The organism is Streptomyces sp. PSU-S4-23, assembly GCF_055632315.1.
The window spans coordinates 6,656,209-6,680,321 of record NZ_JBVMUU010000002.1; the positions used below are offsets into that span (position 1 = coordinate 6,656,209).

Genomic DNA, 24,113 nt, shown 5'->3' on the forward strand with positions numbered 1-24,113 from the left:
GCCTGCAAGGTTGCACAGTTGCGCAGATGTCCCGAGGTATCGAAGATCACACAGGGGCTCCTGGGACAATGGTCCGCATGCATCTCGTCCCCGCCGAACGCGCCGGCCGGCGCATCATCGACGGCAACCGGGTCTGCCAGGCCATCGAAGCCATCGGTGAGCCCGGAGCCGTGCGTGCCTGGGCCGACCGCTTCTCCCTGCTCGCCGATCCCGGCCGGCTCGCCCTGCTGCTCGCCCTGCACCGGGCCGGGCCGCTCGCCGTCTCCGATCTCGCCGTGGCGACCGGCATGAACGACCCGGCCGTCTCGCAGGCGCTGCGGCTGCTGCGGACGGCCGAGGTCGTCGCGGGGGAGAAGCAGGGGCGGATCGTCCGCTACCGGGTGACCGACTCGGTGATGCTGGAGCTTCTGGAACAAGTCACGTGACGGGCCGTCACTTCGGGGCCGCGGTCCCGCGCTCCAGAAGGATGTCCTGGCTCGACAGCGTCATCGGCGACGCGGAGAAGGCACGCAGCCGGACGCGGGTGCCCTTCGCGGGCAGGACGAGACGGCCGCCCGGCGCACGGAGCCGGTAGGTGGCCGTGGCGTGTGCGGGCACGGACGACGGACCGCGCAGCACCGTCCAGTAGCGGCTCATGCCCTGCCCGGTGGTCACCATGAAGTGGGGCTGGAGAGCCGCGTCGCCGGTGTTGCGCACACGGACCGTGAGCGTCTCCACGGTGAGGGGTGTGCGGGTCGAGCCGAGCGCCTGCATGCGCAACGGCGGCGAGCCGGTCGCCGCCACCGTGACGGCCACCAGGGACGGCAGCAGCAGGGCGGCGGCCAGCGCCGTCCGGGCCGCCGGGCGGCCCCGCAGCAGCCGCGGCTGCCAGGCGGTGGTGAAGGCGGTGGGCGGCACGGTGACGGCGGCCGCGAGCCACAGCGGCGTCATCAGCAGGTAGTAGCCGTCCTGCGAACGGGTCGCCAGGAAGAACGAGCACCAGGGCAGCACGGTCGCGGCGGGGCCCAGCCGGCGCACGAACAGCGCGAACACCGCCAGCAGGCCCGCCGCCAGCAGCATGCCGGCGCGCGAGTACCACACCAGGCGGTCGCTGCCGTCGGTGAAGTAGAGCGAGATGTCGACCAGACCCTGGCCGTGGATCACGGCGCCCTGGGTGATCGGCAGGGCGATGCCCCCGGCCCAGCCGCGCGGTTCGGTCACGATGAAGTAGGCGTTGATCAGCAGCCAGGTGCCGGCGGCCGTGCCGGCGATCCGCGCCACGGCGAGGGCGGCCCCGCGCCCGCCCAGTTCGCCGCGGCGCAGTGCGTAGACCCCGGCGAGCAGGAACGGCGCCAGGAACCACGGCAGTTGCTGGCTCGCGCAGGCCGCCCCCAGACAGGCGGCCCGTGCCCAGTCGGCCGGACCGCCCTCGCCCATGCGGGTCCAGCGCACCACCACGGGGATGAGGAAGGCCAGCGCAACCACCGCCGGGTAGCCGAGCCGGGCGTACGTCGGGACCATGCCGAAGCCCAGGCACACCATGGTGGCCGCCGAACGCCACGGTGCCGGCAGCATCCTCCGCAGGACGACCGCGCCCAGCACGATCGCGCTGGTGGTGACCAGGGTCTCCGGCAGCGCGCCGTGGCCGGCCCACAGCAGTGGCGCGGTCAGCAGCAGGGTCAGCGGCGGGTAGCCGTACGTGAAGTCGTAACCGCCGTGCACCGTCGCCGTGTACGCGACGCCGTGACCGAACAGCCAGGGCCACGGCTGCCCGTACACCGGCCGGCCGTGCAGCAGTTCGCGGGCGGCCTGTGTGGTGAGGACGGACTCGTCGCTGAACCCGTGCTTCACGGAGAGCGCGCAGTAGGCGAGCGTGACTGCTGTGACCAGGACCGTCAGGTCGAGGCGCGCCAGTGCACGGGTGCTCCGCACGACCAGCGTCAGCACACCGGTGGCCAGGATCGACGCGTAGCACACCGAGATGACCGCGGCGACCGCCAGGTGGTGACTGGCGGCGGAGGACCACACCGCGCGGGTGCCGATGAACAGGCTGATGTCCGCGAGCAGCGTCAGGACGCGATGCCACTGAGCGGGAGTCTCCTCCGGCGCGTCCGGGCCGTCCGGCCCGTCCGGCGCGGTCATGGGCGGGCGCGTCCACCGGCCCTTCGCCGGCGGCCTCACTTCTGCCAAGTGCACGACAGGGAACGTAAGCGGACATGATGAACATCAAGCCGATGAAGGTGAAGAGTCCGGTGTGAGGGCGGTAAGAGGCATCTGTCCTCGGTGCGCGGCCGGTGCGGGAGAGGTGGGAGGGTGGGCACACGAGGGCGGCACGCGAGGGCGGCACGCGAGGGGCGCCTTCCGGCCGAAGTGACGGCCGGGACTGTAGCGGTCCGTGTCGCTGTTGGGCCGAACGGGTGACCATGCGTAAGAATTGACCGGTGCAGACGATGAGTGCGAGCCACCCCGGGGAGGGCCGGTGAACAGTCGCGATGTCACCGACGAACAGTGGGAAGGGCTCGCCCAGGTCGTTCCGTTGCGCGGGCGGGACGCCTGGCCGTCGGCGGTCGGCCACCGGTCCGTACCCGAGGCCGAGACCGAGGCGCGACGCCGCTTCGTGGTGCTGCGGGTCAATGTGTTCGCGGATGCCCGCGAGGTCGCCGAGACGCTGATGGCGGGGGTGCCCGTGCTGCTCGACCTCACGGGCGCGGAGACCGAGGTCGCCAAGCGGGTGCTGGACTTCAGCACCGGCGTCGTCTTCGGACTCTCCAGCGGGATGCACCGGGTCGACCGCAACGTGTTCCTGCTGACGCCGCCGGGGACCGAGGTACGCGGGCTGATGGAGGGGGCCGGCGTCCCCGGGGTGTGAGACCGGGTCCGAGGGCGGGCCGGCGGCTCGCTCGATCGTGGGAAGCGCGCGACGGCGGAACGGTTCGCCCCGAGCACGACGGCCTACGGTCCGGACATGACCGTCTCCTTCGCGCCGTCCCCGCCCCGCCCGGCCCGTCTCGCGGATGCGCGGCCGGACCGGCCGTGCGTCACCGAGCTGCGGCTGTCCGCGTTCGCCGGTCACCGGCGGGCCGCCTTCGCCCTGGGACCGCTGACGCTCTTCACGGGACCGAGCGGCTCGGGCAAGTCGCGGGTGCTGCAGGCATACGAGGCGCTGGCGCGGCTCGGAGGCGGGGCGGGGCTGGCCGAGGCGTTCCCGCGTCCGGCGGCCTGCGTTCCCGAGCGGGCACGGCCCGACGCCCAGCGGCGGCGCGGCTTCCGCATCGGCTGCACGGCCGACGGCCCGCAGGGCCCGGTCCGGCTCGACGTCGCCGTCCAGGCCGAGCCCGATCTGCGTGTCGTGGGCGAGCGGTTGACGTCCGGCGGACTGGTCCTGCTGGAGACGGCCCTGCGCGACCCCGGACGGGCGAGCGTGCAGGCGGCCTGGCACACGGCGGGATCCTCCCCGGTGACCCGCGCTCCGCTCCCGGACGACCGCCTCGGCACCGCCCTGCTGCCGCTGCGCGTGGCCGGCCGGACGGACGGCCAGCGCCGGGTGCTGGCCGCGGCCGAGCAGATGGTCGTCGCGCTGCGCTCCGTCTTCGCCTGCGATCCGAGCCCCCGCCGGATGCGTGCCCCCGCCCCGTCGGCCGCGGGCCGGCTGCTGCCGGGCTGCGACAACCTGGCGGCCGTGCTGTGGCGTACGCGCGCGGAGTGCGCCCGGCGGCACGCGCTGCTGGCCTCGGCGGTCGGGGCCGGGTGCGCGGGACGGGTCGTGGATCTGCTCGCGGAGCCGCTCGGTGACGGCACGGTGCGCGCGCTGCTCGACCGCGGGGACGGGCTGCGGACGCCGCTGGAGTCGCTGGGGGACGGCGAACTGCGGTACGCGGCCCTGGCCCTCGTCCTCCTCACCGGCCCCGGCGTGCTGGAGGTCGACCCTGCGGGGGAGGTGCCCGCGGCGCTGCAGACGCTCACGGTGCTGGCGGACGGCCTCGACCGCTGCATGGACCGGCGGCAGGCGCGGGGACTGCTGGAGCTGGCGGCGCGGATGTGCGAGCGCGGCCATATCCGGCTGGTGGGCGCGGTGAGCGAGGCGTCCTGGGCGGCGGGGGTGGAGGGGGTGACGGTGGTAGACCTGAGCCCGTGACAGAAGAACCCCGGCGGCACAACGACCTGGATGTGGCGCGGCTGCAGCGCCGGCTCGCGGAGTTCGCCGCGGCGCGGGACTGGCAGCGCTACCACACCCCGAAGAACCTGGTGGCCGCGCTCAGTGTGGAGGCGTCCGAACTGGTCGAGATCTTCCAGTGGCTGACGCCGGAGGAGTCGGCCCGGGTGATGGAGGACCAGGGCACGGCGCACCGGGTGACCGACGAGGTCGCGGACGTGCTCGCGTATCTGCTCCAACTGTGCGAGGTGCTGGGCATCGACGCGCTGGCGGCGCTGGATGCGAAGATCGACCGCAATGAGGAGAGGTTCCCGGTACCGGGCGCGGACTGAACGACGGCCCCCGAACCCGATCGTCACTCTCCGGAGTTATGGAATGGTCCCCACCTCTCAAGTTGTCCACAGATTTCGGAATAGCTCTGGCTTTTCGTCCCGTGTGCCTTCACTCTGGGTAGTGGACAACGGAGTTCGGGCAGACGTGCACCAGCGCGTCGGACGGAGCGGGGGCAGCGCATGGACGCGGTGCGGCTCATCGTGGCGAGCAGGCGTGCCCTGGCGGGGAGCGAGGACGGGCCGAGGATCATGGCGGAGGCGTGGCAGGCGTACGCCCTGGCGCAGGCGATGGGCAGCCGCCTCGCCGTCTCGGGCCCGCCCGAACTGCGCGGCGAGGCACTGGGGTTGACGGAGCTGGCGGGCCGGGGGTGCGGCGTTCTGGACACGCCGCCCCTCGACGTGGCCGATCTGCGCGCCGCTCAGCTCACGGACCTGGGCGACGCCCGCAGGGCGCTCCTCGACCTCGGCACCCTCCTCGCGGAGCTGGGCATGGCCCTCATCGCCGTCGCGAGCGCGGCGGACGACGAGGGCACCTACTGGCAGTGCATGGAGGCGATCGACGCGGCGGACGAGTCGCGGGACCGGGTCAGAGAGCTGCTGCGCAGGCTGGCGGCGAGGGACGGTGAGATACGGGAACGGCACCGGACGGCGGGGTGAGCCGGGCCGGCCGGCGTTCCGGCGCCCGGTGGCACGGCCGGGCTAAACCGATCCGCAGGCGCCGGGAAGTACCGTCCGCGGGCAAGTGCCCCCCGCGAGAACAGGACATCGCTGATGAACATCGCCAGTCCCCTGGCAGGCAAGCACGTAGTCGTCATAGGCGGAACCTCCGGTATCGGCCTGGCCATCGCCGAGCACGCGATGGCCGCCGGGGCGCGGGTCACCGCGGCCAGCCGCAATCCCGGGCGTGCGGCGGGCACCGTGCCCGCCGGCATGGCGGTCGAGCAGGTCGACATCACCTGCGCGGCGTCGGTCGAGTCTCTGCTGGAGCGTGTCGGTGCCTTCGACCACCTGGCGGTGTCGGCGGGTACGACGGCGCTGGGCACCGTGCGGGAACTGGACTCCGGCGCCGCCCGGGCGTTCATGGACACCAAGTTCTGGGGCGCTTACGAGGGGGTGCGGGCCGCGGCGGACCGCATCGCGAAGGACGGCTCGATCGTCCTGATCGGGGGCATCGCGAGCCGCAAGCACGGCCCCGGCCGGCCGACCATGGCTGCGATCAACGCCGCCCTGGAGGCCTTCGGCAAGGCCAACGCCGTCGACCTGGCCCCGGTGCGGGTCAACGTCATCGCCCCGGGCCTGGTCGAGACCCCCGCCTTCGACGACGTCCCGATGGATGTGCGGCATCGCTTGATGTCCCAGTACATCGCCAGCGTGCCCGTCGCACGTGTCGGGCTGCCCGAGGACATCGCCTGGACCGCGGTGTTCTTAATGACCAACGGCTACGTCACCGGATCCGTGGTCGACGTCGACGGCGGCGTCCAGCTCACCTGAGCTGCGCGGTCGCCGCGGGGCGAGCGGTGCGGGCCCCGCCGCCTGAGGGACGGGGCAGAGGCGGGCTGCGGGTGGCGGGAGGCCGGGGCGGGGCCGCCCCTCGGAGCCGGGCTCGGCGCCGCAGGGCGATCACCGGGTCCGACCTCCGCCCGAGCGTGCAGGATGGAGGCATGGATCTTCGCATCTTCACGGAGCCCCAGCAGGGGGCGACCTACGACACCCTTCTCTCCGTCGCCAAGGCCACCGAAGACCTGGGCTTCGAAGGATTTTTCCGCTCCGACCACTATCTGAAGATGGGTGCCGTGGACGGCCTGCCCGGACCCACCGACGCCTGGATCACCCTCGCCGGCCTCGCCCGTGAGACCAGGCGCATCCGCCTCGGCACGCTGATGACCGCGGCGACCTTCCGCCTCCCCGGGGTTCTGGCCATCCAGGTGGCGCAGGTCGACCAGATGTCCGGCGGCCGCGTCGAACTGGGCCTGGGCGCGGGCTGGTTCGAGGAGGAGCACAAGGCGTACGGCATCCCGTTCCCCAAGGAGAAGTTCGGTCGTCTGGAAGAACAGCTGGAGGTCATCACGGGGCTGTGGGGGACCGAGGCCGGCGCGGCCTTCAGCTTCCACGGCGAGTACTACGACCTGACCGACTCACCGGCCCTGCCCAAGCCCGCCCAGGCCAGGATCCCGGTGCTCATCGGCGGCCATGGCGCGACCCGCACTCCCCGGCTGGCCGCGCGGTACGCCGACGAGTTCAACATGCCGTTCGCGTCGATCGAGGACAGCGAGCGCCAGTTCGGCCGTGTCCGTGCCGCCGCCACCGAGGCCGGACGTGACGCGGACGCGCTGACGTACTCGAACGCGCTGGTGGCCTGCGTCGGCAAGGACGACCAGGAGGTGGCCCGCCGCGCCGCCGTGATCGGGCGCGACGTCGACGAGTTGAAGGCCAACGGACTGGCGGGCTCCCCGGCCGAGGTCGTGGACAAGATCGGCCGGTACGCGGAGATCGGCTCCCGGCGCGTCTACCTCCAGATCCTCGACCTGCACGATCTGGACCACCTGGAACTGATCTCCGCGCAGGTCCAGTCCCAGCTGACCTGACCTGACCTGACCTGACCTGACCTGACCTGACCCGCGCGCCCCCGCGCCCTCCCCCTCCCCCTGCCCATGCCCGGGCCGCGGGTGCGGGCAGGGCGCGGGGCGCACGGCGCCGCGGTCCGGCGCCGCACCCACGACGGTGGCACCGGACCGACCACCGACCCCGAGCGCACCGGATGCTGGGCAGCTGTTCGAAATCCGTTGGTCACCGGTACCCCGGGGCCGGGAGACTCGGGACATGTTCCTGACGATCAGTACCACCGGCACAGCCGAACGCCCGGCGACCGACCTCGGTTTCCTGCTGCACAAGCATCCCGACGCGTCCCAGGCGTTCTCGACCTCCTACGGCACTGCGCACGTCTTCTACCCGGAAGCGGACGCCCAGCGCTGCACGGCGGCGCTGCTGCTGGAGGTCGATGCCGTGGCGCTGGTCCGGCGGGGCAAGGGCAAGGGGCGCGGCGGCGCGCCCGACGCGGCGCTCGCGCAGTACGTCAACGACCGCCCGTACGCGGCCTCCTCACTGCTCGCCGTGGCGCTGAGCAACGTGTTCTCCAGCGCGATCCGGGGCGTGTGCAAGGCCAGGCCCGAGCGCGCCGGGCAGCCGCTGCCGCTGCGCGTGGAGGTGCCCGCACTGCCCGCCCGGGGCGGCCCCGACCTGGTACGACGCCTCTTCGAACCGCTCGGCTGGACGGTCACCGCCGAACCGGTCGCGCTGGACGCCGAGTTCCCCGAGTGGGGTGACTCCCGCTATGTGCGCCTCGCCCTGGAGTCGGACGCGCTGACCCTGGCCGCAGCCCTGCGCCACCTCTACGTCCTGCTGCCCGTCCTCGACGACGCCAAGCACTACTGGGTCTCCTCCGACGAGGTCGACAAGCTGCTGAGGGCCGGTGAGGGATGGCTGCCCGACCACCCGGAGCAGAAACTGATCACCACCCGCTATCTCTCGCGCCGCTGGTCGCTGACCCGGCAGGCGATGGAGCGCCTGGAGCTGGTCCGGCTCGCGGAGGCGGACGACAGCGAGGTCGAGGAGATCGACAACGCGGTCGGGGCGGAGACCGAGACGGAGGAGAGGCCGGCGCCGCTCGCCGTGCAGCGCAGGGACGCGATCACCGCGGCGCTCCGGGAGTCCGGTGCCGCCCGCGTCCTGGACCTCGGCTGCGGCCAGGGCCAGTTGGTGCGGGAACTGCTCAAGGACCCGCGGTTCACGGAGATCGTCGGCGTCGACGTGTCGATGCGGGCGCTCACCATCGCCTCCCGGCGGCTGAAGCTGGACCGCATGGGGGAGCGGCAGGCGTCGCGCGTGAAGCTGCTCCAGGGCTCGCTCGCGTACACCGACGGCCGGCTGAAGGGGTACGACGCCGCCGTGCTGAGCGAGGTCGTCGAGCACGTCGACCCACCCCGGCTGTCCGCCCTGGAGTACGCGGTGTTCGGCTCGGCGCGGCCCCGCACGGTGCTCGTGACGACCCCGAACGTCGAGTACAACGTCCGCTGGGAGAGCCTTCCGGCCGGGCACGCCCGCCACGGCGACCACCGCTTCGAGTGGACGCGGGAGGAGTTCCGGGCCTGGGCGGGCGCGGTGGCCGGGCGGCACGGGTACGGCGTGGAGTTCCTGCCCGTGGGCCCCGACGACCCCGAGGTGGGGCCGCCCACGCAGATGGCCGTCTTCGCCCTGGGCACGACCACCACGACGACCGCCATGCCGACCGCCATGCCGACCGCGAAGGAGGAGAACGCCGCATGACCGAGGCACCCACCCGCGCATCCGCCCCGGCCCGCGCCGAGGGGCGCACCCTGCCCGTGACGGACCTCTCCCTCGTGGTCCTGATCGGCGCGTCGGGATCGGGCAAGTCGACCTTCGCCCGCAGGCACTTCAAGCCCACCGAGGTCATCTCGTCGGACTTCTGCCGCGGCCTGGTGGCCGACGACGAGAACGACCAGAGCGCCAGCCGCGACGCCTTCGACGTGCTGCACTACATCGCGGGCAAGCGCCTCGCGGCGGGCCGCCGCACCGTCGTCGACGCGACCAGTGTGCAGCAGGACAGCCGCCGCCAGCTGATCGACCTGGCCAAGCGGTACGACGTGCTGCCCATAGCCATCGTGCTCGACGTACCGGAGGAGGTGTGCGCCGAGCGCAACGCCGCCCGCAGCGACCGGGCCGGCATGCCGCGCCGCGTCATCGGGCGCCACATCCGCGAACTGCGCCGCTCGCTGCGGCACCTGGAGCGGGAGGGCTTCCGCAAGGTGCACGTCCTGCGGGGCGTGGAGGAGGCCGAGAAGGCGGCGGTCGTCACGGAGAAGCGCTTCAACGACCTGACCCATCTCACCGGCCCCTTCGACATCATCGGCGACGTCCACGGCTGCTCCTCGGAACTGGAGGCGCTGCTGGGCAAGCTGGGTTACGCCGACGGTGTGCACCCGGAGGGCCGTACGGCGGTCTTCGTCGGCGACCTGGTGGACCGGGGCCCGGACAGCCCGGGCGTCCTGCGCCGGGTGATGTCGATGGTGGCGTCGGGCGACGCGCTGTGCGTGCCCGGCAACCACGAGAACAAGTACGGGCGCCACCTCAGGGGCCGCAAGGTCCAGCCCACCCACGGGCTGGCCGAGACCGTCGAGCAGATGGAGCGGGAGAGCGACGAGTTCCGGCAGCAGGTGAAGGAGTTCATCGACGGCCTGGTCAGCCACTACGTCCTCGACGGCGGCAGGCTGGTGGTGTGCCACGCCGGGCTGCCGGAGAAGTACCACGGCCGTACCTCCGGCCGGGTCCGCTCGCACGCGCTGTACGGCGACACGACCGGGGAGACGGACGAGTTCGGGCTGCCGGTGCGCTATCCGTGGGCGGAGGACTACCGGGGCCGGGCGGCGGTGGTGTACGGCCACACGCCCGTCCCCCAGGCGACCTGGCTCAACAACACCATCTGCCTGGACACGGGCGCCGTCTTCGGCGGCCGGCTGACGGCGCTGCGCTGGCCGGAGCGGGAACTGGTCGACGTACCGGCCGAGCGGGTGTGGTACGAGCCGGCCCGGCCGCTGGCCACCGAGGCGCCCGGCGGGCACGACGGCCGTCCGCTGGACCTGGCGGACGTGCACGGCCGCAGGGTGGTCGAGACGCGCCACGCGGGCCGGATCTCGGTCCGTGAGGAGAACGCGGCGGCAGCCCTGGAGGTCATGAGCCGGTTCGCGGTGGACCCGCGGCTGCTGCCGTACCTGCCGCCGACCATGGCCCCGACCGCGACCTCGCACGTCGAGGGCTATCTGGAACACCCGGCCGAGGCGTTCGCCCAGTACCGGGAGGACGGGGTCGCGCGGGTCGTGTGCGAGGAGAAGCACATGGGATCGCGGGCGGTGGCGCTGGTGTGCCGGGACGCGGACGCCGCCCGCGCGTGCTTCGGGGTCGAGGCCGGCCCCACCGGCTCGCTCTACACGCGCACCGGCCGCCCGTTCTTCGACGACCCGGCGGTGACGGAGGAGGTCCTTGACCGGCTGCGGCAGGCTGTGTCGGCGGCGGGTCTGTGGGAGGAGCTCGAGACCGACTGGCTGCTGCTGGACGCGGAGCTGATGCCGTGGTCGCTGAAGGCGTCCGGGCTGCTGCGGAGCCAGTACGCGGCGGTCGGGGCGGCGTCCGGGGCGGCGTTCCCGGGTGCCCTGGCGGCGCTGGAGGGGGCAGCGGCGCGCGGCGTCGACGTAGGTGACCTGCTGTCGAGGCAGCGCGAGCGGGCGTCGGCCGCGACGGCGTTCACGGAGGCGTACCGGCGGTACTGCTGGCCGACGCAGGGCCTGGAGGGCGTCCGGCTGGCGCCGTTCCAGCTGCTGGCGGTCCAGGGCCGCAGCCTCACCAGGCTGCCCCACGACGAGCAGCTGGCGCTCATCGACCGGCTGGTCGAACACGACGGGAGCGGGCTGCTGCAGACGACCCGGCGGCTGTTCGTCGACACCGGTGACCCGGAGTCCGTGCGGGCGGGCATCGACTGGTGGCTGGAGATGACGGGCCGGGGCGGCGAGGGGATGGTCGTCAAGCCGGTGGATGCGGTGGTCCGTACCGCCGCCGGCCGTCTGGCGCAGCCTGGTGTCAAGTGCCGGGGCCGCGAGTACCTCCGGATCATCTACGGTCCGGAGTACACGCGCCCGGACAACCTGGCGCGGCTGCGTTCCCGCTTCCTCAACCACAAGCGGTCGCTGGCGATCCGCGAGTACGCGCTGGGACTGGAGGCCCTGGACCGGCTGGCGGAGGGCGAGCCGCTGTGGCGGGTGCACGAGGCGGTGTTCGGCGTGCTGGCGCTGGAGTCCGAGCCGGTGGACCCGCGGCTGTAGGGCTTCGGCCCGGCCCGCTGTGCTCCTGCCGCTCCGGCCCGGCCGCCTCGGTCCGGCCGCTCGGCCGCGGCTGCTGCGCCGCGGCCGCTCCGGGCCGGTCAGCCGACGTCCGCCGCGGGGGCCGTCGGGGTGCCGTCCGGAGCGTGCCGAAGCAACGTCGGGCCCGCATCGCGGTCCGGCGGTGTGTGCCGATCCCGCTCGCTCGGGCGGCGGACCAGGAGCAGCAGCGGCTGGGTGAGGAGCGTGGTGGCGAGTGCCATGAAGACCAGGACGGTGTACAGGGGAGTGCTCAGCAGACCCGCCTGGAGACCCGCGTTGAGGGCGATCAGCTCGGTGAGGCCACGGGTGCTCATCAGGACGCCGACGGTCCGCGCGTCGTGCCGGTCCAGGCCCCCCATACGCGCCGCCATCGTGCCGCTGCCGACCTTCGTGGCGACCGCCAGCACCGTCACCACCAGCAGAGTGACCCAGCCTGTGGCGTTCATGCTGTTCACGGCGACGGACCGGCCCGAGATCACGAAGAAGAACGGCAGGAGCAGCGAACTGACATCGTGCAGGGGCCGCAGCAGATCGGCATCGAGCGTGCCGCCCTCCTCACGCGGCACCACGACGCCCGCCAGCAGCGCACCGAAGATCACATGCAGCCCGATGAGGTTGGTCACCCAGGCAGAGCCGAGGGCGAAGCCGATGAGCAGCGCCACCCGCAGCGAGGGTTCCATGCGCGTGCCCCACAGCAGTCTGCGCAGCAGCGGCCGGGCCGCGAGGAGCATCAGAACGATGAAGCCGACCGCTATCGTCACCCGCCACGGTCGGCCGAGCGACTGCTCGCCGCCCCTCTCCAGCAGCACCCCGGCCAGCACCGTCCAGCCGATCACGTCGAGCAGTCCGGCGGCGGAGACCGCCACCACCCCGGGCACCGTGCGCGCCAGACCGTTCTCCCGCACCACGGCGGCCAGCACCGGCACCGCCGTGATCGACAGGGCGACGCCGGCGAACACCACCGTGGACGGGGACAGGTGCCGCGGCATACCCAGGTCGCGCAGTGTGTCCCGGAACAGCAGTGCGCAGCCGCTGCCCACAGCCATGGGCACCACGAAGGCCGCCAGTGCCACGGTCACCGAGGCACGGGCCCGGGTGCCCAGGAGCTTCAGATCCAGCTCGTAGCCCACCGCGAACAAGAAGATCACCAGCGCGAACTGGGCGATTCCCGTCAGTGCCGGGCCGATGGCCTCAGGGAACAGTGCCTCATAGGCGCCGGGCGCCACGCCGCCTAGCAGGGAGGGGCCGAGCGCGATGCCCGCCGTCAGCTGGCCCACTATGCAGGGCTGTTTCAGCCGCTGGGCCGCCCAGCCCCCCGCCTGGGCCACCACCAGGATCAGTGCCGCGGCGCCCACGAAATGCGTGACCATGGCATCTGCGCTCACGCTGTCTCCCCGCTCTCGGTCGTCGAAGCCGATGACCCGCCCGGAAGCGGGGCGTGCATGTCCCCACCCGGTTCTGCCTTCCCCAAGGGCTGAGGGCCGATGTCTTGAACTCGCCATGGCAGTCGTGCATGCACCTGCACCAGTATGACGAATGACCGTGCGCCTGGTGTCGGCCCCCCGACGCAACCGCTTCCCGCCCGAGAAGGCGCAGCTTGTCGCCGGGGAGGCGAAATCGACGGGTCCCGGTTGCGGGGACACGAGGGTGAACACGCGCCCGAATGGTCAGGATGGAGGCATGGCATTCCACGTCGACTCGGAGGCCGGGCGGCTGCGCCGCGTCATCCTGCACCGGCCCGATCTCGAGCTCAAGAGGCTCACCCCCAGTAACAAGGACGCGCTGCTCTTCGACGACGTGCTGTGGGTGCGCCGGGCGCGCGCCGAGCACGACGGGTTCGCCGACGTGCTGCGCGACCGCGGGGTCGTCGTCCATCTCTTCGGCGATCTGCTCACCGAGGTCCTGGAGATCCCGGCGGCGAGGTCCCTGGTCCTGGACCGCGTCTTCGACGAGAAGGAGTACGGGCCGCTCGCCACCGACCATCTGCGCGGCGTCTTCGAGCCCCTGCCCGCCCCGGCGCTCGCCGAGGCGCTCGTCGGCGGTATGACCAAGCGGGAGTTCCTCGACGCCCACCCGGAGCCGACCTCCGTGCGGTTCCATGTGATGGACCTCGACGACTTCCTGCTGCGGCCCCTGCCCAATCACCTCTTCACCCGCGACACCTCCGCCTGGATCTACGACGGCGTCTCGATCAACGCGATGCGCTGGCCCGCACGGCAGCGCGAGACCGTCCACTTCGAGGCGATCTACCGGCACCACCCGCTGTTCCGCGATGAGGACTTCCACGTCTGGTCCGAGGGGCAGGCCGACTACCCCTCCACGATCGAGGGCGGTGACGTGCTGGTCATCGGGAACGGCGCCGTGCTCATCGGCATGAGCGAACGCACCACGCCGCAGGCCGTGGAGATGCTGGCGCACAAGCTCTTCGCCGCCGGGTCGGCCCGGACGATCGTCGCCCTCGACATGCCCAAGCGGCGCGCCCTCATGCACCTGGACACCGTGATGACCATGGTCGACGGGGACACCTTCACGCAGTACGCGGGGCTCGGCATGCTCCGCTCGTACACCATCGAGCCCGGCGCCGTGGACACGGAGCTGAAGGTCACCGATCATCCGCCGGAGCACATGCACCGGGCGATCGCCGCGGCGCTGGGGCTGAGCGAGATCCGGGTGCTGACCGCCACGCAGGACGTGCACGCGGCGGAGCGGGAGCAGTGGGACGACGGGTGCAACGTCCTGGCGGTCGAGCCGGGGGTCGTCGTCGCCTATGAGCGGAACTCGACCACCAACACACACCTGCGCAAACAGGGCATCGAAGTGATCGAGATCCCCGGGAGTGAGCTGGGCCGGGGGAGGGGCGGGCCGCGGTGCATGAGCTGCCCGGTGGAGAGGGAAGCGGTCACGGTGTGACCGGTGCCGCTGTGATGGATCACACGGTCGCATAGAAATGTGAGGAGTCGTATAGACTTCCAGCTCATTCCCGTGTCCGACCCTGCCCTCTCGTACTCTGGAGCGCCCCATGGCGACAGTCCCGACCGCCCTCGCCGGCCGCCACTTCCTCAAGGAGCTGGACTTCACCGCCGACGAGTTCCGCGGCCTGATCGAACTGGCCGCCGAGCTGAAGGCGGCCAAGAAGGCCGGGGCGGAGACGCGGTACCTGAAGGGCAGGAACATCGCGCTGGTCTTCGAGAAGACCTCGACGCGCACGCGCTGCGCGTTCGAGGTCGCCGCCGCCGACCAGGGCGCGCACACCACGTACCTGGACCCGGCAGGCTCGCAGATCGGGCACAAGGAGTCCGTGAAGGACACCGCCCGTGTGCTCGGCCGGATGTTCGACGCCATCGAGTACCGGGGGAGCGGGCAGGCCGTCGTCGAGGAGCTGGCCGCCCACGCCGGCGTGCCCGTCTACAACGGCCTCACCGACGAGTGGCACCCCACCCAGATGCTCGCCGACGTGCTCACCATGACCGAGCACAGCGGCAGGCCGCTGACCGGCATCACCTTCGCCTACCTCGGCGACGCCCGCTCCAACATGGGCAACTCCTACCTCGTCACCGGGGCCCTGCTCGGCATGGACGTCCGCATCGTCGGCCCCCGGCCGCTGTGGCCCGACGACGCCGTCGTCGAGGCGGCCCAGCGGCTCGCCCGCACGTCCGGCGCCCGGATCACGCTCACCGAGGACGTGACGGAGGGCGTGCGCGGCGCCGACTTCGTGGCCACGGACGTGTGGGTGTCGATGGGTGAGCCCAAGGAGGTCTGGGACGAGCGCATAGCGCTGCTCGGCCCGTACGCCGTGACCATGGACGTGCTGCGTGCCACCGGCAACGACGACGTGAAGTTCCTGCACTGCCTGCCGGCCTTCCACGACCTCGGCACCGCCGTGGGCCGCGAGATCCACGAGCGGCACGGGCTGACCGAGCTGGAGGTCACCGACGAGGTGTTCGAGTCCGCGCACTCCGTCGTCTTCGACGAGGCGGAGAACCGCATGCACACCATCAAGGCGGTCCTGGTCGCCACCCTCGCCTGACAGTGACGATGTGACGTGGTGACGCCGCTGGTGGCTCTGACCCCTCGCTGGTCCCGGCAGATTCCGTCCCGTGCGCCTCCTCACCCGCTCGCCCACTTCGCCAGCCCCCGGAGCACGGCGTTGCGGCCGCGGTCCGGCACCGTCCACAGGGTCTGCCCGCGCACGCCCCACCGCTCCAGCAGGGCGTTGGCGGCCTGGAACCCGGTCGTCGCCGCCCGTTCCATCAGCGCCACGGGCAGTTCGCTGCGCACCAGGTCGCCCGCAACCACCAGGCGGGGATCGGGGGTGCGCACGGTCGGCCGGTCCCGGTAGCCGCCCACCGGGAACAGGGGGCAGTCCGCGCGCCACTCGTGGCGGGCGTCGACCACCGTCGCCGCGCGCGTCTCGGGGTAGACGCGGTGCAGCCGGCCGACGAGGCGCTTCTCCTCCACGTCCCGGGCCGCCTCGGGCGCAACCGCGTAGGCGTGGAGTTCCACGACCGACCCTCCCGTGCGCGCGGCCCACCGGGCGGCCTCATCCTCCCAGCGTTCCAGGACGCTGATGTTGTCCAGCGTGCCGAAGCCGCTGGTCCCGAGGAAGCCGGGCCGGTCGGGCGCGACGGGCCGGTCCAGCCACAGGCGGCTGACCAGGAACGGCGGGGCGGTGCGCAGCCGTGCGACGCGCTCACGCCAGGGGGCGTCGCCGAGTCGGTCGCAGCGGGCGACGAGGGAGCGCAGTCCGGCGGCGTCCAGGGCGAGGACGACGCTGTCGTACGGCCCCTCGTCCCCGTCGGTGGTGATCCGGTACCCGCCGTCCCGCGCCGGCGCGATGTGCTCGACGGGCGTGCCGGTGCGCAGCCGGGCGCCGTGCCGCTCCACGTAGCCGGCGAGCGGGTTCCACAGGGCGTGCGGGAAGGGGGCGCGGGGCACGTCGAACAGCAGTCCCTCGGCGGAGCCGAGGAAGTAGATGTGGAACATCAGCGCCAGCTCCGCCGCCGACAGCTGCCGCGGGTCGGCGAAGAAGCTCCGGGAGAACACCTCGAAGGCCAGGTGCCGGGCTTTCTCCGGGAAGCGGACGGCGTCCAGGAAGTCGTGGGCGCTGATGCCGTCGAGGCGCGCGTAGACGTCGGGGACGCGGACATCGAACAGGGGCATGGCCGCGACCGGGTCCACGGCACCCAGGTCCCGCAGCCCGAAGGAGGGGCTGAGCAGGGCGAAGCCGAGCGCGCTGAACGGCGGGGTCCGCGGCACGTGCCGGAAGCCGTCCCGCGTTCCGCTGCCGTGCAGCAGGGGGTAGTCCGGCAGGCCGGTCAGCCGCGCCAGGGCGGGGTCGGTGCGGCGCAGCAGCCCGCGCAGGTTGTAGTACTGGCGGAAGAAGGCGTGGAAGCCCCGGCTCATGGTCGCCCCGGTGCCGTCCCTCAGGCGGGTCGGCCAGCCTCCGACCCGCCCGCCGAGGTAGGGCTCGCGTTCGTACAGCGTGACGGCCACGCCCCGCTCGGCCAGCGCCGTGGCGGCGGCCAGTCCGGCGATGCCGCCGCCGACGACGGCGGTGCTGGGACGGGCGCCGTCGATGCGGCGCCGCCCAGCGGGGCCGGGCAGGACACGGGCGCGCCGGTCCCGCCCGCGGCGGGCGGCGGGCGGCCGCGCCGCGCCGGTCATCGCGCGGTCTCCGGGCGCCGGGCGACGAAGGTGTGGGTGATGCCCGTCTGCCATCCCGGCAGCGGCAGGGCCCGCACCCGGTCGAAGCCGGCCTCGCGCAGGCGGTCCGTGAAGCGGTCCGCGCTGTCGAAGTCGACGACGCTGCGCCACAGATGGCGGTACAGGGCGCCGTCTCCGAGAGCGCTCGCCACCGGCTGGACGAGGCCCCGGCTCACCATGGTCCACACGGCGCGGTCGGCGCGCCGGCCGCTGAGGGTGTACTCGTGCACGGCGAGCCGTCCCCCGGGCGCCAGCAACTCGCGCACGATGGTGAGGACGGCGTCGGGGTCCTCGACGTTGCGCAGCAGGTAGGCGGCGAAGACCGCGTCGAACGGCCCTTTCACCCCCGCCTCGGCGAGCCGCTCCACCGGCGCGTGCACGAAGGCGACGCCGTCCGCCCAGGGCTTGGCGGCGGCCCGCTCCAGCATGCCGGCGGAGGCGTCGACGGCCGTGATGTGCGCGGCCGGCAGTTCGCAACGCAGCGCCGCGGTCGAGGCGCCGGTGCCGCAGCCGAGGTCGAGCAGGCGCAGCCCCGCGCCGTACCCGGGCAGCCCGAGCCGGCGCACCGAGCGCCGCAGGTGCGCGTGGTAGCCGGGATTGGCGGCCACCAGCGCGTCGTAGCTGCGGGAGGCGTGGTCGAAGGCGGCGGCGAGGTCGTCGTCACGCAGCAGGGTCATGCGGTCTCCAGGGCGGGTGGGTACGGGTTCGGAAGGTCAGTCGAAGGGGCGGCGGGGCAGGGCCGGCAGCTCCAGCGCCGACCGCAGCATCGGTGCGACCGGGGTGCGCAGGCCGATGGCGAGGTCCTCGTGCAGTCGGGTGTCGCCGTCGAGGAAGCGCAGCAGCCGGTCCATGGGGACCTGGGCGAAGAGCCGGCAGAACAGGGCGGGGCCGTCGACCCGGCCGCTGGCCAGGGCGCGCAGCAGCACGGCGTCCATGGCGCGGGAGCGGGCGGAGTGGGCGGGCGGCGGCAGCGGGCGGCGTCCCCGGCGCAGCGCGGCCGCGACGGCGCGCGTCTGGCGCTGGAGGCCGGCGAAGGTGTAGCCGGTGGCGGGCCGGGTGGCGCCGCCGGCGGCGCCGATCCGGAAGACCGAGGCCCCGGCCCGGCGGGCCATCGGGGCGTCCGTCATGGGGATGACGCCGGTCTCCGTGGCGAGGATCCGCCGGTCACCGAGGCGCAGCACGTCGTCGGCGTAGTGGCGTACGGCCGCTTCGTAGCCCTCCGGCGTCAGGGTGCGCGGGGAGAACTCGGTGTACTCCACGAGGGCTTCGTGGGGTCCGATGGGCAGCACGTAACCGAAGGAGAGCCCGTCGGCGGGCTGCGGGGTGCGGAAGTCCATCAGGTCCGCGACGCGCGTGTCGAAGACCGGCCGGGACGTGCGCACGAACCAGCCGTGGAAATGCTGGAGCAGGGTGGTGCGCGCGGCCGGCAGGCTGCCCAGGGGGCGGGAGTCGAGGACCCAGCGGGCGTGCAGGACGCGGCGGGTGCCGTCGGCCTCCCGCAGGTGTACGCGGGCTCCGCCGGTGACGTCCTCCACCGTGTCGACGGCGGCCTCCAGGCGGCGCACGTTGGGGCTGCCCGCCAGGTCCCGGCCGACCAGGCGCTCGAAGTCGTCGGACCGGATCATCTTGTACCGCAGCGGCCCGAGGTCGCCCTGGAGGGGGTCACCCGTGGGCGGGCGCACCCTGAGCCGGCGCCAGCGGGCCGTCACCGCGGCATCGAACCGGCCGCCCTCCGGCTCCCAGAAGCACCAGGTGCGGCGCGGCGCGCTCAGGGGGCCGGGTGGTGCGCCCACCAGGACCACGGAAGGCGTCCGCAGCCCCGGCACCTGCCCGGACAGGCGGTGGGCCAGGGAGAGTCCCGCTGCTCCCGCCCCCACCACCGCCACCTCCGCCTGCAGCACCGCGGCCTCCTCCTGGCTGTGCCCCGCTCGCCTCGCCTGCCGTATTCCCGCCCGTGTGCCCGAACGGATGCGGATCACCCGTCTGCGGCGGCCGGCCGTCCTTCGGTGAACGACCGGGGAAAAGACATCCCGCAGCAGCGAATCCCGCCCGTCGGGTGGTGCCGCATCCATGTCCGGCCTCCGCGCCGAAGCAGGTGGCGACGGAGCGAAGTGCGTTCACGACGAGAGGAACCGGGATGAGCCCCACACAGGCGAAGGAACACCACGGCGCCGCGCCGCCGCCCGTCCCGCGCCTGCTGCCCGTACCGGGATCGCCCGTCCGGGCGCACCCGGACGGGGCACCGGACGACGGCCGGCCGGAGGAGGCGGGAGCCGTGGACCCGGCCGGCGCCGAGGACGTGCGCCTCGTCGACGCCGACGTGCCCGCCGCCGTCGGACGGGTCCTCGGCCACGTCCTGGACGAACGCCTCGCCCATGCACGGGAGACGGACGAGCTGTTCGCCGAGGACCTAGCGGGACGCGTCGCCGGCTTCACCCGCGCCGGAGGCAAGCGGACCAGGCCCCAGCTGCTGTGGTGGTCCCTGCGCGCCTGCGGCGACACCGCCCCGACGACCGTCTCGGCCGCCCTCCGGATCGGCGCGGCCCTCGAACTGCTGCAGACCTGCGCCCTGGTCCACGACGACGTCATGGACGGCTCGGTGCTGCGGCGCGGCCGGCCCGCGCTCCACGCCGACCTGCGCGCCCGGTACGCCACGGCCGCGTCCCCCGCGCGCGCCGGGCGGTTCGGGGACGCCGCCGGCATCCTGGCCGGCGATCTGGCGCTCGTGTGGGCGGACGACCTGGTCGCCGAGACCCTCCTGGAACCGGCGACGGCGCGCGAGGTGCGGCGGCTGTGGAGCGACATGCGCACCGAGATGGTGGCGGGACAGTACCTGGACGTGCAGGGCCAGGTCACGGCGTCGCACTCGCTGTCGCGTGTCCTGCGCACCGCGTGCCTGAAGAGCGCTCTGTACTCGGTTGAGCGGCCGCTGGCGCTGGGGGCCGTCCTGGCCGGCGCCGACGGCAGTACGCTGCGGGCCCTGTGCTCGGCGGGCCGCTGTGTCGGCATGGCCTTCCAGCTGCGCGACGACCTGGACGACGTCTTCGGCGACTCCGGCCTGACCGGCAAGAGCTCCGGTTCCGACATCCGGGAGGGCAAGCCCACGTACGTTGTCGCCCTGGCGCGGGCCCGCGCCGCCGCGGCCGGCGACCACCGCGCGCTGGCCGTGCTGGACCGGTCGCTCGGGGACGCCGCGTTGCCGAAGGCCGGCCTGGAGGACGTGCGGGCGGTGCTCGAGTCGACCGGCGCGCGGGCCGTGGTCGAGACGAAGATCAGCCGTCTGGTGGCGCAGGGGCTGCGCCACTTCGAGGGCGCGCCGCTCGACCCGGAGGGCGGCGGGCGGCTGTGCCGGCTGCTCCGCTCGGTGGCCGACGGCGGCACCGGTTCCGCCGCGGCGCCTGACGTGCCGGGTGTCCGGGGGGCGCGGCGATGACGCGTACGCTGCCCGGCCGCACCGACCACGTCGTGGTCGTGGGAGCTGGACTCGCCGGACTGGCCGCCGCCCTGCACCTGCTGGGCGCCGGACGCCGGGTCACCGTGGTGGAACGGGACGCGCTGCCCGGCGGCCGGGCCGGACGCCTGGAGCTCGGCGGCTACCGCATGGACACCGGCCCCACTGTGCTGACCATGCCGGACCTGGCCGACGAGGCGTTCGCGGCCGTCGGCGACAGCCTGTACCGGCGCGTCGAGCTGGTCCCCCTGCACCCGGCCTACCGGGCCGACTTCGCGGACGGCACCAGCCTCGACGTGCACACCGGGGCGGACGCCATGGCCGCGGAGGTGGAACGCTTCGCCGGGGCGGGTGAGGCGGCCGGGTACCTGCGGCTGCGTGCCTGGCTGGAGCGGCTCTACCGGGCGCAGATGCGCAGCTTCATCGACGCCAACTTCGACTCGCCCCTCGGTCTGCTGGGCGCCGACCTGGTCCGGCTGGCGGCGCTCGGCGGCTTCGGCCGGCTGGACGCCCGTATCGGGCGCTTCCTGAACGACGAGCGGCTGCGCCGCGTCTTCTCCTTCCAGGCACTCTACGCGGGCGTACCCCCGGAGCGGGCCCTGGCCGCCTACGCCGTCATCGCCTACATGGACACCGTCGCCGGGGTGTACTTCCCGCGCGGCGGCATGCACGCCCTGCCGCGGGCGATGGCGGACGCCGCCGCCGAGGCGGGCGCCGACCTGCGGTTCGGCCGGCAGGTGACCCGGCTGGAGCGGTCCGGCGCACGCGTCACCGCGGTCGTCACCGACCAGGAGCGCATCCCCTGCGACGCGGTCGTCCTCACCCCGGACCTGCCGGTCACCTACCGTCTCCTGGACCGCCGGCCCCGGCGTCCGCTTCGGTTGCGGCACTCGCCGTCCGCGGTCGTGCTGCACGCGGGCACTGACCGCACCTGGCCGCACCTGGCCCACCACACCCTGTCGTTCGGCGCGGCCTGGCGCGGCACGTTCGAGGAACTGACGCGCACCGGGCGGCTGATGAGCGACCCGTCGCTGCTGATCACCCGTCCCACCGCCACCGACCCCGGGCTCGCTCCCCCGGGGCGCCACCTGCACTACATCCTCGCGCCCTGCCCCAACACCGACATCGGCCCGACGGCCGCCGCCTGGGGCGAACTGGCCCCACGCTACCGGGCCAGGCTGCTGCGGGAGCTGGAGCGGCGCGGACTCGACGGCATCGAGGACGCGATCGAGGAGGAGAGCCTCGTCACCCCGGCCACCTGGCACGCCCAGGGGCATGCGGCGGGCACGCCCTTCTCCGCCGCCCACACCTTCCCCCAGACCGGCCCGTTCCGGCCCCGCAACCTGGTGCGCGGCACCGAGAACGCCGTCCTCGCCGGCTGCGGCACCACCCCGGGCGTGGGCGTGCCGACCGTGCTCGTGTCAGGGAAGCTCGCCGCCGCGCGCGTCACCGGCCTCCCCGGCCGCGCCCCGGCCGGCGGGCACGCACCACTGCCTGTGAAGGAGACCACCGGATGACCGACCGTGAACTGGCCGCGGCGGGAATCGCCGACCCGGCGCTGCGCGCGGCGTACCGCCACTGCCGCGCCCTCAACGCGCGGCACGGCAAGACGTACTTCCTCGCCACCCGACTGCTGCCCGTCGAGCGCCGGCCCGCCGTGCACGCCCTGTACGGGTTCGCCCGCTGGGCCGACGACATCGTCGACTCCCTCGACGGCGCCAGCGCGCGCGTCGAGGCGCTGGCGGCGCTGCAGGACGCCCTGGAGACGGGACTGCGCGACGGCCGCAGCCGGGAGCCGGTGGTGCTGGCCCTCGCCGACACCGCGCGCCGCTACGGCATCGAGCACGCGCACTTCCGCGACTTCATGGCCGCGATGCGAGCCGACCTCACGGTCACCGACTATCCGACCTACGCCGACCTGCGCGGTTACATGCACGGGTCCGCCGCCGTGATCGGGCTGCAGATGCTGCCGGTCCTGGGCACGGTGGTGCCGCGCGAGGAGGCCGCGCCGCACGCCGCCGCGCTGGGCGTCGCCTTCCAGCTGAGCAACTTCCTGCGGGACGTCGGCGAGGACCTGGACCGCGGCCGGGTCTACGTGCCCGCGGACCTGCTCGCCGACCACGGAGTCGACCGCGAGATGCTGCGCTGGAGCCGGGACACGGGCCGGCCGGACCGGCGGATCACCGCCGCGCTCAGGGAGTTCGAGGCGCTGACCCGGGGCGTGTACCGGGAGGCGGCCCCGGGGCTCGCGATGCTCGACCCGGTGTCACGGCCCTGCATCCGCACCGCGTTCGTGCTGTACGGCGGCATCCTGGACGCCGTCGCCCGGGACGGGTACGCGGTGCTGCACCGCCGGGCAGTGGTCCCGCGCCGGCGCCGTGCCGTGGTCGCCGCGGACGGGCTCACCCGGGTGGCCGCCGCGCGGCTGCGCGCCCGGAACCAGGCCCGGCGGTCGGTGCCCGTTCCCGCGTGCCCGCTGCCCACCGCCGCGTCCGCCGTACCGGGCCGGCCCGTCACGGAGGAGGTCTCGTGAGCCTGCGCCGCCCCATCCCGCTGTCCCTGCGCCGCCGCCCGGTGCCGTGGGACCGTCAGCGGTCCACCTGGCGCGATGCGAAGCCCGCGTTGATCGCGCAGGCGCTGAAGCGGTCTCAGGCGCGCCCCTCGGGCAACTGGTACGTCGTCGGCGCGACCCGGGACCTGCGCGCCGACCGCCCGCTGGCGCGCACCGTCGCGGGGCAGGAGGTGGTCGTCTGGCGAGCCGCCGACGGCCGGCTCGTGGCCGGCCCCGGTATCTGCCCGCATCTGGGGGCGCCGCTGCGGGACAGCCCCGTGCGCTGCGGCACCCTGGTGTGCCACTGGCACGGCCTCGCCCTCGGCGGCGGCCCGTACGCGGGCTGGCGGCCGCTGCCGGTGCACGACGACGGGGTCCTGGTGTGGGTGCGGCTGGACGCGGTCGGCGGGGAGTCCCCGCTGGACGCGCCGGTCGTGCCGGTGCGTCCCGACGCGGAGCGCGCCCTGACGGCCGTCTACGTCGGGATGGGGACCTGCGAGCCCGAGGACGTCGTGGCCAATCGCCTGGACCCGTGGCACGGGGCCTGGTTCCACCCGTACTCGTTCGTCGACCTGACGGTCGTCGGTTCACCGGACGGCGGCGCGGAGGGCAGCGAGGACGCGTTCACCGTCGACGTCTCCTTCAAGGTGGCGGGGCGGCTGGTGGTGCCGGTGCGGGCCGTGTTCACCGCTCCCGAGCCGCGCACGGTGGTCATGCGCATCACCCGTGGCGAGGGCGCGGGCTCCGTGGTCGAGACGCACGCCACCCCGCTCGGCACGGACGCGCACGGCCGGCCGCGCACGGCGGTCGTCGAGGCCGTGGTGGCGGTCTCCGACCGCCGCGGCTTCGCCGCCGCACGCCGGGCCGCACCGGTGTTGCGCCCCCTGATGCGTGCCGCGGCGGGGCGGCTCTGGCGCGACGACCTGGCCTATGCCGAACGCCGCTGGGAGCTGCGATCCACGGGGCGCCACCCCGGATGAGCGCCGCCCGGCGGCCGGTGACGCCCGCTCACCGG

Annotated in this window: 20 protein-coding genes; 15 read left to right on the plus strand and 5 right to left on the minus strand. The window is 73.8% G+C overall.

The window, feature by feature from the left end; all coding sequences use genetic code 11:
* The first annotated feature begins 77 nt into the window (after window positions 1-77).
* On the plus strand, window positions 78-425 hold the full coding sequence (locus tag ACZ79I_RS30290) for an ArsR/SmtB family transcription factor (protein ID WP_471501357.1): 348 nt from the start codon (window positions 78-80) through the stop codon (window positions 423-425).
* A 7-nt stretch (window positions 426-432) separates the two neighbouring features.
* Here the strand turns inward: ACZ79I_RS30290 and ACZ79I_RS30295 are convergent, their stop codons facing one another.
* Window positions 433-2,121, minus strand: coding sequence for a hypothetical protein (locus tag ACZ79I_RS30295; RefSeq protein ID WP_471501359.1), 1,689 nt, complete (start codon window positions 2,119-2,121; stop codon window positions 433-435).
* Between the two features lie 337 nt (window positions 2,122-2,458).
* Between ACZ79I_RS30295 and ACZ79I_RS30300 the strand changes: the two genes are divergently transcribed.
* The 8 genes from ACZ79I_RS30300 (at window position 2,459) to ACZ79I_RS30335 (ending at window position 11,354) form a co-directional block, all read left to right on the plus strand.
* On the plus strand, window positions 2,459-2,848 hold the full coding sequence (locus tag ACZ79I_RS30300) for a cell division protein SepF (RefSeq protein ID WP_381081113.1): 390 nt from the start codon (window positions 2,459-2,461) through the stop codon (window positions 2,846-2,848).
* A 96-nt stretch (window positions 2,849-2,944) separates the two neighbouring features.
* Window positions 2,945-4,114 (plus strand): AAA family ATPase, encoded by a 1,170-nt coding sequence (locus ACZ79I_RS30305; RefSeq protein WP_471501361.1) that lies wholly within the window; start codon window positions 2,945-2,947, stop codon window positions 4,112-4,114.
* Window positions 4,111-4,464: a nucleotide pyrophosphohydrolase gene (locus tag ACZ79I_RS30310; RefSeq protein ID WP_471501363.1), complete on the plus strand. Its 354-nt coding sequence runs from the start codon at window positions 4,111-4,113 to the stop codon at window positions 4,462-4,464. Before ACZ79I_RS30305 ends, ACZ79I_RS30310 begins: the two co-directional genes overlap by 4 nt.
* Window positions 4,465-4,644: 180 nt before the next feature.
* Window positions 4,645-5,121, plus strand: coding sequence for a DUF6099 family protein (locus tag ACZ79I_RS30315; RefSeq protein WP_471501365.1), 477 nt, complete (start codon window positions 4,645-4,647; stop codon window positions 5,119-5,121).
* Window positions 5,122-5,235: 114 nt separating this feature from the next.
* Window positions 5,236-5,955 (plus strand): SDR family oxidoreductase, encoded by a 720-nt coding sequence (locus ACZ79I_RS30320; protein WP_471501367.1) that lies wholly within the window; start codon window positions 5,236-5,238, stop codon window positions 5,953-5,955.
* 170 nt (window positions 5,956-6,125) lie between these two features.
* Window positions 6,126-7,049 carry an LLM class F420-dependent oxidoreductase gene (locus tag ACZ79I_RS30325; RefSeq protein WP_471501369.1) on the plus strand — a complete coding sequence of 308 codons (924 nt, stop codon included), beginning with the start codon at window positions 6,126-6,128 and terminating at the stop codon, window positions 7,047-7,049.
* Between the two features lie 235 nt (window positions 7,050-7,284).
* Entirely contained in the window at window positions 7,285-8,787 is a 1,503-nt protein-coding gene (locus ACZ79I_RS30330) for a 3' terminal RNA ribose 2'-O-methyltransferase Hen1 (protein WP_471501371.1), read from the plus strand.
* Window positions 8,784-11,354 carry a polynucleotide kinase-phosphatase gene (locus ACZ79I_RS30335; protein ID WP_471501373.1) on the plus strand — a complete coding sequence of 857 codons (2,571 nt, stop codon included), beginning with the start codon at window positions 8,784-8,786 and terminating at the stop codon, window positions 11,352-11,354. The genes ACZ79I_RS30330 and ACZ79I_RS30335 overlap by 4 nt, the downstream gene beginning before the upstream one ends.
* Window positions 11,355-11,452: 98 nt before the next feature.
* Here ACZ79I_RS30335 and ACZ79I_RS30340 read toward each other — a convergent pair whose 3' ends face one another.
* A complete protein-coding gene (locus ACZ79I_RS30340) occupies window positions 11,453-12,778 on the minus strand; it encodes a cation:proton antiporter (protein WP_471501375.1) in 1,326 nt (441 codons plus the stop codon).
* 295 nt (window positions 12,779-13,073) lie between these two features.
* On the opposite strand from ACZ79I_RS30340, the gene ACZ79I_RS30345 reads away from it, so the two are divergent.
* Entirely contained in the window at window positions 13,074-14,303 is a 1,230-nt protein-coding gene (locus ACZ79I_RS30345; RefSeq protein WP_471501377.1) for an arginine deiminase, read from the plus strand.
* A gap of 109 nt (window positions 14,304-14,412) precedes the next feature.
* Entirely contained in the window at window positions 14,413-15,420 is a 1,008-nt protein-coding gene (argF, locus tag ACZ79I_RS30350) for an ornithine carbamoyltransferase (RefSeq protein ID WP_471501379.1), read from the plus strand.
* An 80-nt stretch (window positions 15,421-15,500) separates the two neighbouring features.
* On the opposite strand, the gene ACZ79I_RS30355 is transcribed toward argF, so the two are convergent.
* The 3 genes from ACZ79I_RS30355 to ACZ79I_RS30365 are packed head-to-tail and all read right to left on the minus strand — an operon-like array spanning window position 15,501 to window position 18,997.
* Window positions 15,501-17,057 carry an FAD-dependent oxidoreductase gene (locus ACZ79I_RS30355; RefSeq protein ID WP_471501381.1) on the minus strand — a complete coding sequence of 519 codons (1,557 nt, stop codon included), beginning with the start codon at window positions 17,055-17,057 and terminating at the stop codon, window positions 15,501-15,503.
* On the minus strand, window positions 17,054-17,773 hold the full coding sequence (locus ACZ79I_RS30360) for a class I SAM-dependent methyltransferase (RefSeq protein WP_471501383.1): 720 nt from the start codon (window positions 17,771-17,773) through the stop codon (window positions 17,054-17,056). The genes ACZ79I_RS30355 and ACZ79I_RS30360 overlap by 4 nt, the downstream gene beginning before the upstream one ends.
* Before the next feature lie 36 nt (window positions 17,774-17,809).
* Window positions 17,810-18,997: a lycopene cyclase family protein gene (locus ACZ79I_RS30365; RefSeq protein WP_471501385.1), complete on the minus strand. Its 1,188-nt coding sequence runs from the start codon at window positions 18,995-18,997 to the stop codon at window positions 17,810-17,812.
* A 236-nt stretch (window positions 18,998-19,233) separates the two neighbouring features.
* On the opposite strand from ACZ79I_RS30365, the gene ACZ79I_RS30370 reads away from it, so the two are divergent.
* Genes ACZ79I_RS30370 through ACZ79I_RS30385 form a run of 4 tightly spaced genes read left to right on the plus strand, consistent with a single transcriptional unit; the run spans window position 19,234 to window position 24,078 of the window.
* The gene (locus ACZ79I_RS30370) at window positions 19,234-20,529 is read left to right on the plus strand and encodes a polyprenyl synthetase family protein (RefSeq protein ID WP_471501387.1); all 1,296 of its coding nucleotides are present in this window, start codon (window positions 19,234-19,236) and stop codon (window positions 20,527-20,529) included.
* Window positions 20,526-22,064 (plus strand): phytoene desaturase family protein, encoded by a 1,539-nt coding sequence (gene crtI, locus ACZ79I_RS30375; protein WP_471501389.1) that lies wholly within the window; start codon window positions 20,526-20,528, stop codon window positions 22,062-22,064. The genes ACZ79I_RS30370 and crtI overlap by 4 nt, the downstream gene beginning before the upstream one ends.
* Window positions 22,061-23,080 (plus strand): phytoene/squalene synthase family protein, encoded by a 1,020-nt coding sequence (locus ACZ79I_RS30380; RefSeq protein WP_471501391.1) that lies wholly within the window; start codon window positions 22,061-22,063, stop codon window positions 23,078-23,080. The genes crtI and ACZ79I_RS30380 overlap by 4 nt, the downstream gene beginning before the upstream one ends.
* On the plus strand, window positions 23,077-24,078 hold the full coding sequence (locus tag ACZ79I_RS30385) for a DUF5914 domain-containing protein (RefSeq protein WP_471501393.1): 1,002 nt from the start codon (window positions 23,077-23,079) through the stop codon (window positions 24,076-24,078). The genes ACZ79I_RS30380 and ACZ79I_RS30385 overlap by 4 nt, the downstream gene beginning before the upstream one ends.
* The last annotated feature ends 35 nt before the right edge of the window (window positions 24,079-24,113 follow it).